The organism is Pseudomonas sp. PSKL.D1 (assembly GCF_028898945.1).
Taxonomy (GTDB): Bacteria; Pseudomonadota; Gammaproteobacteria; order Pseudomonadales; family Pseudomonadaceae; genus Aquipseudomonas.
Window position 1 is genome coordinate 5,452,849 of the sequence record NZ_CP118607.1, and the last position, 15,870, is coordinate 5,468,718.

The following is a 15,870-nucleotide window of genomic DNA, read 5'->3' on the forward strand; positions in this document are numbered from 1 at the left end:
AGAATCATCAAGAACCACCCGTCAGCGGCACCCCGCCAACCAACATGAACGTTTTTCCTCACAAGCGAGGGTGCGACCAAACGTCGCATTTATGTAGTTTTACTACTACCCCGAACGTGCAAAAGCATGAAATGCGAAAGCAAATGTAGTAAAACTACACGCCGCCGGTTCATACCCCGGTAATCCAAGAATTCACGACGTCTGCCCATAAGGCCAGTCGCAAACTCAGGCCCCCGATTCTGGTGGCCTTTCCGCCCTGGAGCAAGCCATGCAAGACCTCGATCCAATCGAAACCCAGGAATGGCTGGATGCCCTGGAGTCGGTCCTCGACAAAGAAGGCGAAGACCGCGCTCATTACCTGATGACCCGCATGGGCGAGCTGGCCACCCGTAGTGGCTCCCAGCTGCCATACGCGATCACCACGCCATACCGCAACACCATCCCTGTCACCCACGAAGCACGCATGCCTGGCGACCTGTTCATGGAACGCCGCATTCGCTCGATGGTGCGTTGGAACGCCCTGGCCATGGTCATGCGCACCAACCTGAAAGACTCGGACCTGGGCGGACACATCTCCAGCTTCGCCTCCAGTGCCACCCTGTATGACATCGGCTTCAACTACTTCTTCCAGGCCCCGACCGAAGAACACGGCGGCGACCTGATCTTCTATCAAGGCCACGCATCGCCAGGCGTTTACGCCCGTGCCTTCATGGAAGGCCGCATCAGCGAAGAGCAGATGAACAACTTCCGTCAGGAAGTGGACGGCAACGGCCTGTCTTCGTACCCGCACCCATGGCTGATGCCTGACTTCTGGCAGTTCCCGACCGTTTCGATGGGTCTGGGCCCGATCCAGGCGATCTACCAGGCGCGCTTCATGAAGTACCTGGAAGCCCGCGGCTTCATCCCGGCCGGCAAGCAGAAAGTCTGGTGTTTCATGGGCGACGGCGAGTGCGACGAGCCGGAATCCCTGGGTGCAATCGCCCTGGCCGGCCGCGAGAAGCTGGACAACCTGATCTTCGTCATCAACTGCAACCTGCAGCGCCTCGACGGCCCGGTTCGCGGCAACGGCAAGATCATCCAGGAACTCGAAGGCGTGTTCCGTGGCGGTGGCTGGAACGTCAACAAAGTCGTTTGGGGCCGTTTCTGGGACCCACTGCTGGCCAAGGACACCAACGGTGCCCTGCAGCGCCGTATGGACGAAGTCATCGACGGCGAGTACCAGAACTACAAAGCCAAAGACGGCGCGTACGTTCGTGAGAACTTCTTCAACACTCCAGAGCTCAAGGCCATGGTCGAAGACCTGTCCGACGACGAGATCTGGAAGCTCAACCGTGGCGGCCACGACCCGTACAAGGTCTACGCGGCTTACCACCAGGCTGTTAACCACAAAGAACAGCCGACCGTCATCCTGGCCAAGACCATCAAGGGTTACGGTACCGGTGCCGGCGAAGCCAAGAACACCGCGCACAACACCAAGAAGGTCGACGTCGACAGCCTGCGTCACTTCCGTGACCGCTTCGACATCCCTGTCAAGGATGCCGACCTGGAGAACCTGCCGTTCTTCAAGCCGGAAGAAGGCTCCGCCGAAGCCAAGTACCTGGCCGAGCGCCGTGCAGCCCTGGGCGGTTTCGTACCTCAGCGCCGCGCACAGAGCTTCAGCGTGCCAACCCCACCGCTGGAAACGCTGAAAGCGATCCTGGACGGCTCGGGCGACCGCGAAATCTCCACCACCATGGCCTTCGTGCGTATTCTGGCGCAGCTGGTCAAGGACAAGGACATCGGCCAGCGCATCGTCCCGATCATTCCGGACGAAGCCCGTACCTTCGGTATGGAAGGCATGTTCCGCCAGCTGGGCATCTACTCGTCGGTCGGCCAGCTCTACGAGCCAGTCGATAAAGACCAGGTGATGTTCTACCGCGAAGACAAGAAGGGCCAGATCCTCGAAGAAGGCATCAACGAAGCCGGCGCCATGTCGTCGTTCATCGCTGCCGGTACTTCGTACAGCTGCCACAACCAGCCGATGCTGCCGTTCTACATCTTCTACTCGATGTTCGGCTTCCAGCGTATCGGCGACCTGGCCTGGGCCGCTGGCGACAGCCGTACCCGTGGCTTCCTGATCGGCGGTACCGCCGGCCGTACCACCCTGAACGGTGAAGGCCTGCAGCACGAAGACGGTCACAGCCACATGATGGCGGGCACCATCCCGAACTGCCGCACCTACGATCCTACCTACGGCTACGAGCTGGCGGTGATCATCCAGGACGGCATGAAGAAGATGACCGAAGAGCAACAGGACATCTTCTACTACATCACCGTGATGAACGAATCCTACCAGCAGCCAGCCATGCCGGCCGGTGTCGAGGAAGGCATCATCAAGGGCATGTACCTGCTGGAAGAAGACACCCGCGAAGCCGCGCACCACGTACAGCTGATGGGCTCCGGCACCATCCTGCGTGAAGTCCGCGAAGCCGCGAAGATCCTGCGTGAAGAGTTCAACGTCGGTGCCGACGTGTGGAGCGTCACCAGCTTCAACGAACTGCGTCGCGACGGCCTGGCCGTGGAACGCGCCAACCGCCTGAAGCCTGGCCAGAAGCCACAGCAGACTTACGTCGAGCAGTGCCTGAACGGTCGCAAAGGCCCGGTCATCGCCTCCACCGACTACATGAAGCTGTTCGCCGAGCAGATTCGCCAGTGGGTACCGAGCAAAGAGTTCAAGGTCCTGGGTACCGACGGTTACGGTCGCAGCGACAGCCGCAAGAAGCTGCGTCACTTCTTCGAAGTCGACCGCCACTTCGTGGTGCTGGCTGCCCTGGAAGCCCTGGCTGACCGTGGCGAGATCGAACCCAAGGTTGTCGCTGACGCCATCGTCAAGTTCGGTATCGACCCGGACAAGCGCAACCCACTGGACTGCTGAGGAGTATTTTTAAGTGAGCGAACTCATTCGCGTACCTGACATCGGCAGCGGTGAAGGTGAAATCATCGAGCTGTTCGTCAAGGTCGGTGACCGTATCGAGGCTGACCAGAGCCTGCTGACCCTGGAGTCCGACAAGGCCTCCATGGAGATCCCGGCCCCCAAGGCCGGCGTCATCAAAGAGCTGAAGGTCAAGCTGGGCGATCGCCTGAAAGAAGGCGACGAGCTGCTGGTGCTGGAAGCCGAGGGCGCCGCTGCGGCGCCTGAGGCTCCGGCCGCGGCCGCCCCGGCTCCAGCGGCTGCCGCTCCGGCGCCGGCTGCCGAAACCGCCCCTGCCCCGGCCGCAGCCCCGGCTGCCGCCAGCGTGCAAGACATCCACGTGCCGGACATCGGCTCGTCGGGCAAGGCCAAGATCATCGAAGTGATGGTCAAGGTCGGCGACACCGTCGAAGCAGACCAGTCGCTGATTACCCTGGAGTCCGACAAGGCTTCCATGGAGATCCCGTCGCCTGCTGCTGGCGTGGTCGAAGAAGTCCTGTGCAAGCTGGAAGATGAAGTCGGCACTGGCGACCTGATCTTCAAGCTGAAGGTCGCAGGCGCTGCCCCGGCTGCTGCTCCGGCCCCGGCCGCTGCACCTGCCCCGGCCAAGGCCGAAGCCCCTGCAGCCGCGCCTGCCGCTGCTCCAGCTGCTGCCCCTGCTCCGGTTGCAACTGCACCGGCTGCCGGCAGCAACGCCAAAGTGCACGCTGGCCCAGCCGTTCGTCAGTTGGCCCGTGAATTCGGCGTCGACCTGGGTGCAGTTGCTGCCACCGGCCCGCACGGCCGTATCCTGAAAGAAGACGTTCAGGTTTACGTCAAGTCGGTCATGCAGAAGGCCAAGGAAGCACCGGCAGCCGCTGGTGCTACCGGCGGCGCCGGCATCCCGCCGATCCCGGTCGTGGACTTCAGCAAGTTCGGTGAAGTGGAAGAAGTGGCCTTGACCCGCCTGATGCAGGTTGGTGCTGCCAACCTGCACCGCAGCTGGCTGAACGTGCCGCACGTGACCCAGTTCGATTCCGCCGACATCACCGAGCTGGAAGCCTTCCGCGTTGCGCAGAAGGCCGTGGCCGAGAAGGCTGGCGTCAAGCTGACCGTACTGCCACTGCTGCTCAAGGCCTGCGCCTTCCTGCTCAAGGAACTGCCGGACTTCAACAGCTCGCTGGCGCCAAGCGGCAAAGCTGTCATCCGCAAGAAGTACGTGCACATCGGCTTCGCTGTGGACACCCCGGACGGCCTGCTGGTCCCTGTGATCAAGAACGTTGACCAGAAGAGCCTGCTGCAACTGGCTGCCGAAGCCGCTGCGCTGGCCGAAAAAGCACGCACCAAAAAGCTGTCGGCCGACGACATGCAAGGCGCTTGCTTCACCATCTCCAGCCTCGGCCACATTGGCGGCACCGGCTTCACGCCGATCGTCAACGCGCCGGAAGTGGCGATCCTGGGCGTCTCCAAAGCGACCATGCAGCCGGTCTGGGATGGCAAAGCCTTCCAGCCGAAGCTGATGCTGCCGCTGTCGCTGTCCTACGATCACCGTGTGATCAACGGCGCTGCCGCCGCGCGCTTCACCAAGCGCCTGGGCGACGTGCTGGGCGACATCCGCACCATGCTGCTGTAACGCAGCCCGCTGCCCCTGCTTGCAGGGGCAGTACCCTTTTCGAGCTGCCACGCTCGTACCTCAACCCCGTCATTTGGCGGGGCTTTTTTTTGCCAGCTACAACCCCAAATTCTCAGGTTGAATTACAGTTTTCCGCCCCGAGGCCGAAAACATATACATGACACCCCAATGGCCGCTTGCCAGCCTCGGGGACATGATGCAACCTTGCCAGATGCGCCGCCGCCCAGGCCGCGTCTCCCTCTTCAAGCGAGCCTTCGATGAAAAGCCAACCCGATGCCGCCAGCCGTGTGGCGGCCGAGGTCGTCACGCAGCTTCCCGTGCCTTCGCGGCTCGGCATGCTGCGTTTCGAACGGCTCAACGAAGCCTCGTGGTCGATGCTTTACCTCGACCCGGCTTGCGAACGCCAGTTCGGGGTACCTGCCGCTGACTTGTGCGCATTGATCGACTCGCCGTATGCGAGCCTGATGGAGCCCGAGACCCGCTACCGCCTGCACGATGAAATCCAGCAGCAGCTGAACGGGCGCGGTTACTACCGTGTGCGCTACACCCTGCATACCCAGTCGCTCTCCTTGAGGCTGCTGGAAGCCGGTGAAGCCTACAAGCAGCACAACCGCCAGCTTTTGCGTGGTTTCCTCACCGTACTGGACGATGAAAGCGACGCTGAGGACGCCAACGAGCTGGAATCGCGCAACAACCGGTTGCAGCTGGCGCTGCAAATGAACCAGCGCGCCCAGGAAGAACAACTCGAGCACCTTGACCGTGTACGTGGCCAGCAAGACTTGATCCTGCGCCTGGCGCGACAGCGTTACAGCGCTGAAAACTCGCTGCTTGAAGCCGCCGAACTGATCACCCGCAGCGCCTGTGAAATCTACAAGGTTGACTGCGCCAGCATCTGGCACCTCGAAGATCAGCGCCTTGAGCCTATCAGTGCCTGGTTCAGCCGTGAGCAGGCGCACCGCTTGCCAGCCCCGATCGATGCCAGCCGCTTCCCGGATTACCTCGAAGCCCTGCACGCCAGCCGCGCGATCGATGCCCACAACGCCAACCACGACCCGCGTACCCGAGAACTGGCCGAAACCCTGCTCGGCGACAACAACGCCATGCTCGATGCCAGTATCCGCGTGGATGGCCAGGTGGTAGGCGTGCTGTGCCTGGAACAAACCGGCCAGCCCCGGGCCTGGCAGTCAGATGAAATCGCCTTTGCCGGTGAATTGGCCGACCAGTTCGCCCAGGTCATCACCAACCACAACCGCCGTACTGCCGCCAGCGCGTTGCACCTGTTCCAGCGCGCGGTAGAGCAAAGTGCCAGCGCTTTCCTGCTGGTGAACCGTGATGGCGTGGTCGAGTACGTAAACCCAAGCTTTACCGCAATTACCCAATACAGCACCGAGGAAGTACAGGGCTTCCACCTGGCGGAACTGCCAGCGCTGGAAAACCTCAGCGAACTGCTGTTCGACTCGCCATCCAGCCTGGCCATGGGCAATAGCTGGCAAGGCGAGTTCAAAAGCCGGCGCAAAAGCCTGGAGCCTTACTGGGGTCAGTTGTCGATCTCCAAGGTCTACGGCGATAACCGCGAACTGACCCACTACATCGGCATTTACGAAGACATCACCCAGAGCAAGCTGGCCCAGCAGCGCATCGAGCGGTTGGCCTACACCGACAACCTGACCAACCTGGGCAACCGCCCTGCGTTCATCCGCAGCCTCGACGAGCGCTTTGCCCGTGCAGGCGATAACCCGATCTGCCTGCTGCTGGTGGACATCGACAATTTCAAGCGGATCAACGACAGCCTCGGCCACCAAACCGGTGACAAGCTGCTGATCAGCCTGGCGCGCCGCCTGCGTAACAGCCTGGGTGCAAGTGACATCCTGGCTCGCTTTGCCAGTAACGAGTTCGCCGTACTGCTCGACGACACCAGCCTGGAAGACGGCCAGGGCGTGGCCCAGCAACTGCTGCGCACCCTCGACAAACCCATGTTCGTCGACAACCAGCTGATCAACGTCACCGCTTCCGTAGGCCTGGCATGCGCGCCACTGCATGGCAGCGACCCGACTTCACTGATGAAAAATGCAGGCCTGGCCCTGCACAAGGCCAAGGCCAACGGCAAACATCAGGTGCAGGTGTTTACCGAAGTGCTCAATGCCGAGGCCAGCTACAAGTTGTTCGTCGAAAACAACCTGCGCCGCGCGCTGACACAGAACGAGCTGGAGGTGTTCTACCAGCCCAAGCTGTGCCTGCGCAGTGGTCGTCTGCTGGGCCTGGAAGCGCTGCTGCGCTGGAACCATCCCGAGCGCGGCATGATCCGCCCGGACCAGTTCATCAGCGTGGCCGAAGAAACCGGCCTGATCATTCCGATCGGCAAATGGGTGGTGCGCCAGTCGTGCCGCATGAGCCAGCAATTGCGCGAGGACGGCATGGGCAATTTGCACGTGGCCATCAACCTTTCGCCCAAGCAGTTCTCCGACCCCGACCTGGTCGCCTCGATCGGCTCGATCCTCAAGGAAGAAGCCCTGCCCCCGCACCTGCTGGAGCTGGAGCTGACCGAAGGCCTGCTGCTGGAAGCCACCGAAGATACCCACCGCCAGCTCGACGAGCTGAAAGCGCTGGGCCTGACCCTGGCCATGGACGACTTCGGCACCGGTTACTCGTCGCTCAGCTACCTGAAAAAATTCCCGATCGACATCATCAAGATCGACCGCAGCTTCATCAACGAAATCCCGGACAACCAGGACGACATGGAAATCACCTCGGCGGTAGTGGCCATGGCGCACAACCTGAAGCTCAAGGTGGTGGCCGAGGGTATCGAGACGCCCGAGCAGTTGGCGTTCCTGCGTCGGCACCGGTGCGATGTGGGGCAAGGTTACCTGTTCGACCGGCCAATCCCGGGCAGCGAACTTTCCGAGAGGCTGAAGCGCTATCCGCGCGGCCCAATGGACTGACATCAGCGTCAGGGTCGGGCACTATAGAGTCCATCCGGCCCTTCGCGGGCAACCTCGCCCCTTGTAGGAGCGGATTCATCCGCGATGGCCCCACCCCTATCCCACAGAAAAACACAGAGGAACGGCCATGGTCCTGCGTTCTGAAATCCTGGTGAACAAAAACGTCATGCCTACCGCGGAACAAGCCCTGCCCGGCCGCGAAACCCCGATGACCCTGCCCGAGTTCCACTACGTGTTCGAAGGCACCCCACTGCTCGGCCCGTTCTTCGAAGGCAGCATCGACTTCGCCATCTTTGGCCTGGGCTGCTTCTGGGGCGCCGAGCGCCGCTTCTGGCAGCGCGAAGGCGTGGTCAGCACCGTGGTCGGCTACGCCGGCGGCTTTACCCCCAACCCCACGTACGAAGAAGTCTGCTCAGGCCTGACCGGCCACACGGAAGTGGTGCTGGTGGTGTTCGACAAGGACAAAGTCAGCTACCGCGAGCTGCTGGCCATGTTCTGGGAGCTGCATAACCCGACCCAAGGCATGCGCCAAGGCAATGACGTGGGCACCCAGTACCGTTCGGCCATCTACTGCACCAGCCCCGAACAACTGGAGCAGGCCAAGGCCAGCCGTGACGCCTTCCAGGCCGAGCTGAACAAGGCCGGCTTCGGCGAAATCACCACCGAGATCGACCAGGCCCCGACCGTGTACTTCGCCGAGGCCTACCACCAGCAGTATCTGGCCAAGAACCCGGACGGTTATTGCGGTATCGGTGGCACCGGTGTCTGCCTGCCGCCAAGCCTGCAAGGGAACTGAGCCATGATCCTGTTCCATTCACCATTGTCGCCATTCGTGCGCAAGGTCATGGTCGTGCTGCACGAGACCGGCCAGCTTGATCGTGTCACCTTGCTGCCGGTGAACATCAGCCCGGTGAACGGCGACGAGGAACTCAACCGCGACAACCCGATCGGCAAGGTGCCGGCCCTGCGCCTGGAAGACGGCACCGTGCTGCACGACAGCCGGGTAATCTGCGAGTTTCTGGACCTGCAGCATGTCGGTACGCCACTGCTCCCGCGTGAAGGTTCGGCACGCTGGCGGCGCATGACGCTGATGGCACAGGCCGACGCAATCATGGATGCATCGGTTTCGTCGCGTTACGAAAGCTTCCTGCGCCCCGAGGACAAGCGCTGGGACGGCTGGTTGAACGCACAAAGCGAGAAGATCAGCCGCAGCCTGGCCAACCTGGAACAGGAACACCTGGCGGAGCTGGCTTCCGGGTTTGACCTGGCGGCGATTGGCGTGGCCTGCGCCTTGGGGTATCTGGACCTGCGTCAGCCGGAGTTTGGCTGGCGTGAGCGCCAGCCTGGGCTGGCCGCCTGGTATGCCCAGGTGGCTGAGCGGCCGTCAATGATCGCCACAGCCCCTCCAGCCTGACCTATCCACCGCTCCTACGTTGGGGCCAATCCGTTTCAAATCAGCAATCAGGCTTATCAGCGGTAAACTTCTTCGCAGGGTTTACCGCTGCCTTGAACTCGCGCAGGGCCTTGGCGCCGATCAACAGCGGGTAGTTGAAGCTGCTGCGGTCAACCAGGTTGACCTCCACGGTACGCTTCACATCGCCAAGGCACAGCTCAAGATCGACCACCGGGCGCTTGGAGATCTCCGGCGCATCGCCCTCTTCCTCTTCATCCGCACGATTCTTGATCTTGCTGATGCGCGCCAGCTTGTGCTCATACACCTTGCCGTCGGCGTCCTTGGTCGCCAGGCGGAAGCGTACCCATTCATCGCCATCACGGGTAAACAACTCGATGTCCTTGGCCGACAGCGATGCGGTGTAGGCGCCAGTATCCATCTTGGCCTTCAGGGTTTCGCCCAGCTCAGGCAGGGCGATGTTCTCGTAACGGCCATACAGCGTAGGCTCGGCGGCCATAACCGGCAGCGCCAGTAGCGACAACAGGGCAAGCAGAGATTTCACAGGGCAGGCTTCCTTGAAAAGGGTCAGTGCTTAGACTGCACTGGCAGGATAGGTTCGCTGTCACAAGGTTAAACAACATAATGTGAAACATTTGTCTGTGCCGCCGGGCATTGGACATTTGGCGTAGGGCACCGCCCTGCTTATCATTGCCAACCGTTTTTCCCACAACAAGAGTTTCTTTATGCGTCGCCTGCTGATCGGCATTCTCACGACCACCCTGCTGCTGCTCAACACTCTGGTGATGATCGGGCCGCTGCTGGTCTTCGCCCTGCTCAAACTGGTACTGCCAGGCCGGTGGCGTGACTATGCGTCCGCAGCAGTGATGTGGTTTGCCGAAGCCTGGTCGGAAGTCGACAAGGCCATTTTTGCCCTGTGCATTCCCACCCAATGGGACATTCGTGGTGTCGAGAACCTGCGCAAGGACACTTCTTACCTGGCCGTCAGCAACCATCAGACATGGGTCGACATCCCGGCACTGATCGAAAGCCTCAACCGCCGCACGCCGTTCTTCAAATTCTTCCTCAAGAAGGAGTTGATCTGGGTTCCGCTGCTGGGCCTGGCCTGGTGGGGCCTGGATTACCCGTTCATGAAGCGCTACAGCAAAGCGTTTCTGGAGAAGCACCCGGAGCTCAAAGGCAAGGATCTGGAAATCACCAAAGCCGCCTGTGAGCTGTTCAAGCGCCAGCCGGTGACCGTGGTCAATTACCTTGAAGGCACAAGGTTTACCGAAGCCAAGCACCGCGAACAGCAGTCGCCGTATCGCTACCTGCTTAAACCCAAGGCCGGCGGCGTTGCCTTCGTGCTGGCGGCGCTGGGCGAACAGCTGGATGCCCTGCTGGATGTGACCATCGTGTATCCGGGCAACAAGGCACCGGGGTTCTGGGACTTGCTCAACGGCAGTATCAGCCGGGTGATTATCGACATTCAGGTGCGTGAACTGGACCCTGCACTGTGGGCTGGGGATTACGAGAATGATCCTGAATTCCGCCAGGCTGTGCAGGCGTGGGTGAACCAGTTGTGGGTTGAGAAAGATGAGCGCATCGAGCAGTTGCGTGGCGAAATGAGCTGATCGCGGATAAATCCGCTCCTACAGCTTGAACCCCTGTAGGAGCGGATTCACCGAGACGTCGGACCGCCGCGATGGCCTCAGTACTCTTCCCAATTAAAACCCTGCCTAATAATCCACATAAGGATTACTTTTTTGTAACAACCCACCCAAGTGGATAAAAATCGACCAAAGCACAACTACAAAAATGCCTGGATCGATCAATGGCCAATCAACCTAGCTCCGCCCCCGCCCAACTCCGCCGCGTTCTGGGCCTGCCCGCCCTGGTGTTCTTCGGCCTGGTGTACATGGTCCCGCTGACCATTTTCACTACTTACGGCATCGTCACCGAAATTACCGGTGGCCGCACCGCCGGGGCTTATCTGGTCACCTTGCTGGCCATGCTGTTCACCGCCGCATCTTACAGCTTCATGGTCAAACGCTTCCCAGTGGCGGGTTCAGCGTATTCCTATACCAGCATGGCATTTGGCCCGAATGCGGGCTTCCTTGCTGGCTGGTCGCTGCTGCTCGACTACCTGTTCCTGCCGATGATCAATTACCTGCTGATCGGCTTGTTCCTGAATATCGCTTTCCCGCAGGTTCCCGCCTGGGCCTTCGTACTTGCCACAATTGCCCTGGTAACGCTGCTCAATGTGGTTGGCATCAACTCGGTAGCGAAGACCAGCAACCTGATTGTCGGCGCACAGATCGTCTTCATTGGGGTGTTCGTCGCGTTGTCCTGCAAGACCGTTGCCGGCCAGCCGCTGGACCTGCTCTCGCCCTTGCTGGGCGATGGAACCAAACCTGGCTTCAGCCACCTCATGGCTGGCGCGGCGGTGCTGTGCTTATCGTTCCTCGGGTTTGATGCCGTTTCGACATTGGCCGAAGAGTGCCGCGATGCACGTCGTGACGTTCCACGGGCCATCATCCTTACCACCCTGTTTGCCGGCCTTCTGTTCACCTTGCTGGCCTACGTCAGCCAACTGGTACTGCCAGGCAGCAGCTTCGCCAACGCCGATGCCGCAGCTAACGAGGTCATGTTCAAGGCCGGCGGCCAGTTCCTCACCAATTTCTTCACAGCTGCGTACGTTGCTGGCAGCCTGGGTTCGGCGCTGGCCTCGCAGGCGGCAGTTTCGCGCATCCTGTTCACGATGGGCCGTGACAAGGTACTGCCGCAACGCAGCTTCGGTTACCTGTCGCCGCGCTTCGGCACACCAGTGGTAGCCGTTCTGTTGGTCTCGGCGTTCTCGCTGCTGGCTCTGGTGATTGACTTGGCGACCCTTGCCTCACTGATCAGCTTCGGCGCATTGGTGGCATTTTCGGCAGTTAACCTGGCGGTGGTGAAAACGCATTTGATGAATGACAACAGCCAGCGCCACCTCAAAGGCCTGTTGCAGTACGGGATGGTTCCACTGGTCGGCCTGGGGCTGACCCTGTGGCTGTGGACCAGCCTGTCCGCGTTGACGCTGGTTATTGGCCTTTGCTGGTTTGCGCTGGGCCTTGCTTACCTCGCCGCACTCACCTCAGGCTTCCGCCGCCCGGTGGGGATGATGGACTTTTCCGAACCCGCCTGAATGACTCGGCCCTTGTAGGAGCGGATTCACCGAGACGTCGGACCGCCGCGATGAAGGCATTGCGGTACATGGCACCGGCGTTGCCGGTGATCGCGGCGGTCCGACGTCTCGGTAAATCCGCTCCTACACCGAGGGTTGGGTCAACGGTGCCGGGGTAGTCCACAGGCTACCCAGGTTTTGCAGCAGCGTCGCGGCGATGCCCTGTTGGCCCAAATACTGGAGGATCAGCGGGGCAAACTGGCCGATCATGCCAGTATCCATCCCCAACGCCTTGAAGGCGTTGTCCAGATCGGTGGTGCTCTTTACGTCGTTACCCAGTGCCTTGCTCAGCGCCGATGGGTTTTCGCTGCTCTCGCCCAGCAAATCGCCCAACCCGCTCAAGCTGCCCAACGCATTGGCACCAGAAAGCAGATCAAGCCCCGGTACAGCCTTGGTCAACTGCCCGTAGTCGTCGCTGCTCAGGTTGTTACGCGCCAGCCCCAGCATCGCCCCTGCCCCGCCAACAGCCTGTTCAGGAGTAATGTTCAGCTCACTGCCAAGGGTGTTGAGCAGGTTGGCCTGCCCCTCGGGCGCCTGCACCTGGCCCTGCTGCTTCTGGGTTTGCATGGCCGATACGGCATTGGCCGCATCGCTGAGGTTAAAGGCGAACACCGGGCTCGCGGCCAGGGTCATCAGGGTTGCCAGGGTGAATGCTTTCATCAGGAGGGACCTCGTCGGCCGGAATGGCCGGGGAAACGAGGCTTTGGACTGGAGGGCCGTAAAAATGTTCCGGCCTGTCATCGGCCAACTTGCAGTACAACGCCCCCGTTCGGGGGCGTTGCTGGCGAAGGTTAAGCCGCGCCCCACATCTTGTGCGGGTCAATGACGAATTTCTTCGGCACGCCGGCATCGAACTCGCCATAGCCTTCAGGCGCCTGGTCGAGGTTGATCACCTGCACGCCCACCACTTCGGCGATGTTGATGCGGTCCCACATGATCGCCTGCATCAACTGGCGGTTGTACTTCATGGTCGGGGTTTGCCCGGTGTGGAAGCTGTGCGACTTGGCCCAGCCCAGGCCGAAGCGGATGCTCAATGCACCGATCTTGGCCGCGGCATCAACAGCACCCGGGTCTTCGGTGACGTACAGCCCCGGGATACCGATGCTGCCGGCCACGCGGGTTACTTGCATCAGCGAGTTCAGCACGGTGGCCGGCGCCTCATGCTTGGCACCCTCATGGCCATGCCCACGGGCCTCGAAACCAACGGCGTCGACAGCGCAGTCCACTTCTGGCTCACCAAGGATGTCGACGATCTGCTCGTGCAGTGGGGTGTCCTTGGACAGGTCGACCACTTCGAAGCCTTGGGACTTGGCGTGGGCCAGACGGGCCGGGTTAAGGTCACCGACAATGACGCAGGCCGCGCCCAGCAGGCGAGCCGAAGCGGCGGCAGCCAGGCCAACCGGGCCTGCGCCAGCAACGTAGACGGTGCTGCCTGGGCCTACACCCGCGGTCACGGCACCGTGGTAGCCGGTGGGCAGAATGTCGGACAGGCAGGTCAGGTCACGGATCTTCTCCATGGCCTTGTCGCGCTCGGGCAGTTTCAGCAGGTTGAAATCGGCATATGGCACCAGCACATACTCAGCCTGGCCGCCGGTCCAGTCACCCATGTCGACATAGCCGTAGGCACCACCGGCACGGGCCGGGTTGACGGTCAGGCACACACCGGTGTGCATCTCTTTGCAGGAGCGGCAGCGGCCGCAGGCGACGTTGAACGGTACCGAAACCAAATCGCCGATCTGCATGCGCTCGACGTCGCTGCCCTTCTCGACAATCTCACCGGTGATTTCGTGGCCCAGAACCAGGCCGACCTGGGCAGTGGTGCGGCCGCGGACCATGTGCTGGTCGGAGCCGCAGATGTTGGTGGAAACTACCTTGAGGATCACGCCGTGCTCGATCTTCTTGCCGCGTGGATCTTGCATTTTCGGGTAGTCGATCTTCTGCACCTCGACCTTGCCGGCGCCGAGATACACCACTCCACGATTGCCAGACATGCTCTTACCTCGCTTGATTTGTATTTATGCAGCGTTGGTTGAAGCGCCGCCATCCATGGGCGGCATGTGTTTCTGGAATGCAGGAATTGTGGGCCGGATGGGCGTGGGGGCAGTGACTGGATGCGACAGGGGGATGCCTTTTAACGGCAGGTATAAATGCGTTGGCCCCATCGCGGATAAATCCGCTCCTACAGCCCGTGTAGGAGCGGATTTATCCGCGATGGGGCCAGCACAGGTGTTACAAGACTACAGTCCGATTGGCGTTAAGGAACACTCGCCGCTCAATGTGATAACCCACCGCCCGCGCCAATGTCAGGCATTCGATATCCCGCCCCTTGGCAATCAGGTCTTCCGGGTAATGGCTGTGGTCCACCACCTCGACGCCTTGGGCAATGATCGGCCCTTCATCCAGGTCGTTGTTGATGTAATGCGCAGTGGCACCCACCATCTTCACGCCCTTGTTGTAAGCCTGGTGGTAAGGCTTGGCACCTTTGAACCCCGGCAGCAACGAGTGGTGGATGTTGATCGCCCAGCCATCCAGGCGGCGGCACAGCTCGGGCGACAGCACCTGCATATAGCGAGCAAGGATTACCAGCTCAGCCCCGGTTTCCTCGATCACCTGCAGCACCTTGCGCTCTTGCGCAGGCTTGTCGTTCGGGTCCAGGGCGAAGTGGTAGTAGGGAATCTTGTGCCAATGCGCCAGTGGTTCCAGGTCAGGGTGGTTGGACACCACCGCAACCACGTCCATGCCCAGCTGGCCAATGCGCTGGCGATACAGCAGGTCGTTCAGGCAGTGGTCGGCCTTGGACACCATGATCACCACCTTGGGGCGGTGATTGGGTGCTGTCAGCTCGAACGCCATGCCGAACGCTTCGCTGCGCTCGGCGAGGCCGGCCCGGAAGCCCGCCTCGTCAAAATCGTCCGGCTGGCGGAACTCCACACGTATGAAGAAGCGCCCCGACTGCCGGTCGTCAAATGAGTGGTGCTCCGTAACGTAGCAACGCTGCTCGAAGAGGTAACGCGTCACCACATCAACGGTGCCGAGCATGCTCGGGCAGTCGGCGGTGAGAATCCAGGTATCCGGTGCCCGACTCATGCTCTGTTCTCCTTAGGCTTCGATGCTCAGGCCATATTCGGCCGACGCGTCCTGCAGCCACAGCCACCAGTAGTCGGAGAAGCTGCGGCGAATCACCAGCTCCCAGGTGTCTTCAGCGGTGCGGCGGATCACCAGTTGCGACTTGGCAAACACAGTGCCGACCGCCTTGCCGACCGGGAAGTTGTTCGGGTGCACGTCATAGCTGGTGGACTTCATCAGCACTTCGCGCACGTTCGGGCCACGCAGCTCCAGCAGGCTCTGCCCGCCGCTGACGTTGACCACCTGAATGTGCTTGCCTTCAAGGGCCGCACGCAGCTTTTGCTCGGTCTCGAATTCCTGGCCACCCGGGACGATCAGCAGCCACTCATCGGGGCCCATCCACTGCAGCGACATTTCACCATTTGCGACCACGGTCAGTGCCACTGGCAGCTCCAGGCCCAGGGCCTTGTGCACGCCTGCAGCGAACTGCGGATCGTGACCGTCACCACGAATGGTCAGGTGCCCCAGGAATTTCTTCTCGCGCAGGATCACGCCTGCGTTCTTGCGGCCTTTGCCAACCAGGCTGGCCAGGTCGGCGTGGTGCAGTGGCGACTGGGCCTTGGCGTCAGTGCCGGGGTTTTGCTGGAAGACGTTGATAGCGCTCATTTCTTACCTGCCTTGAATTCTTGT

12 protein-coding genes are annotated in these 15,870 nt (G+C 61.1%); 7 read left to right on the top strand and 5 right to left on the bottom strand.

Annotated elements, in window-relative coordinates:
* Nucleotides 1-268: 268 nt before the first annotated feature.
* The 5 genes from aceE (at nt 269) to PVV54_RS24540 (ending at nt 8,915) form a co-directional block, all read left to right on the top strand.
* Nucleotides 269-2,914, top strand: a complete 2,646-nt coding sequence (gene aceE, locus PVV54_RS24520; protein ID WP_274907669.1) for a pyruvate dehydrogenase (acetyl-transferring), homodimeric type — start codon at nt 269-271, stop codon at nt 2,912-2,914.
* A gap of 13 nt (nt 2,915-2,927) precedes the next feature.
* Nucleotides 2,928-4,562, top strand: a complete 1,635-nt coding sequence (aceF, locus tag PVV54_RS24525; protein WP_274907670.1) for a dihydrolipoyllysine-residue acetyltransferase — start codon at nt 2,928-2,930, stop codon at nt 4,560-4,562.
* A gap of 257 nt (nt 4,563-4,819) precedes the next feature.
* Nucleotides 4,820-7,501 carry a putative bifunctional diguanylate cyclase/phosphodiesterase gene (locus tag PVV54_RS24530; RefSeq protein WP_274907671.1) on the top strand — a complete coding sequence of 894 codons (2,682 nt, stop codon included), beginning with the start codon at nt 4,820-4,822 and terminating at the stop codon, nt 7,499-7,501.
* 127 nt (nt 7,502-7,628) lie between these two features.
* Nucleotides 7,629-8,297 carry a peptide-methionine (S)-S-oxide reductase MsrA gene (gene msrA / locus PVV54_RS24535; protein ID WP_274907672.1) on the top strand — a complete coding sequence of 223 codons (669 nt, stop codon included), beginning with the start codon at nt 7,629-7,631 and terminating at the stop codon, nt 8,295-8,297.
* Nucleotides 8,298-8,300: 3 nt separating this feature from the next.
* Complete coding sequence (locus tag PVV54_RS24540) at nt 8,301-8,915, top strand: glutathione S-transferase (RefSeq protein ID WP_274907673.1); 615 nt, start codon at nt 8,301-8,303, stop codon at nt 8,913-8,915.
* A 40-nt stretch (nt 8,916-8,955) separates the two neighbouring features.
* Here the strand turns inward: PVV54_RS24540 and rloA2 are convergent, their stop codons facing one another.
* Entirely contained in the window at nt 8,956-9,456 is a 501-nt protein-coding gene (rloA2, locus tag PVV54_RS24545) for a retropepsin-like aspartic peptidase RloA2 (RefSeq protein ID WP_274907674.1), read from the bottom strand.
* A 181-nt stretch (nt 9,457-9,637) separates the two neighbouring features.
* Here rloA2 and PVV54_RS24550 point away from each other — a divergent pair, with 181 nt between their 5' ends.
* Nucleotides 9,638-10,525: an acyltransferase gene (locus tag PVV54_RS24550; protein ID WP_274907675.1), complete on the top strand. Its 888-nt coding sequence runs from the start codon at nt 9,638-9,640 to the stop codon at nt 10,523-10,525.
* A 200-nt stretch (nt 10,526-10,725) separates the two neighbouring features.
* Nucleotides 10,726-12,075: an APC family permease gene (locus PVV54_RS24555; RefSeq protein ID WP_274907676.1), complete on the top strand. Its 1,350-nt coding sequence runs from the start codon at nt 10,726-10,728 to the stop codon at nt 12,073-12,075.
* Nucleotides 12,076-12,198: 123 nt separating this feature from the next.
* Here the strand turns inward: PVV54_RS24555 and PVV54_RS24560 are convergent, their stop codons facing one another.
* From PVV54_RS24560 to PVV54_RS24575, 4 genes are all read right to left on the bottom strand, one after another.
* Complete coding sequence (locus tag PVV54_RS24560; RefSeq protein ID WP_274907677.1) at nt 12,199-12,774, bottom strand: DUF2780 domain-containing protein; 576 nt, start codon at nt 12,772-12,774, stop codon at nt 12,199-12,201.
* Nucleotides 12,775-12,905: 131 nt separating this feature from the next.
* Nucleotides 12,906-14,105, bottom strand: coding sequence for a formaldehyde dehydrogenase, glutathione-independent (gene fdhA, locus PVV54_RS24565; RefSeq protein WP_012270123.1), 1,200 nt, complete (start codon nt 14,103-14,105; stop codon nt 12,906-12,908).
* Nucleotides 14,106-14,343: 238 nt separating this feature from the next.
* Nucleotides 14,344-15,201, bottom strand: coding sequence for a formyltetrahydrofolate deformylase (purU, locus tag PVV54_RS24570; protein ID WP_274907678.1), 858 nt, complete (start codon nt 15,199-15,201; stop codon nt 14,344-14,346).
* 12 nt (nt 15,202-15,213) lie between these two features.
* Complete coding sequence (locus tag PVV54_RS24575) at nt 15,214-15,846, bottom strand: sarcosine oxidase subunit gamma (protein ID WP_274907679.1); 633 nt, start codon at nt 15,844-15,846, stop codon at nt 15,214-15,216.
* Between the last annotated feature and the right edge of the window lie 24 nt (nt 15,847-15,870).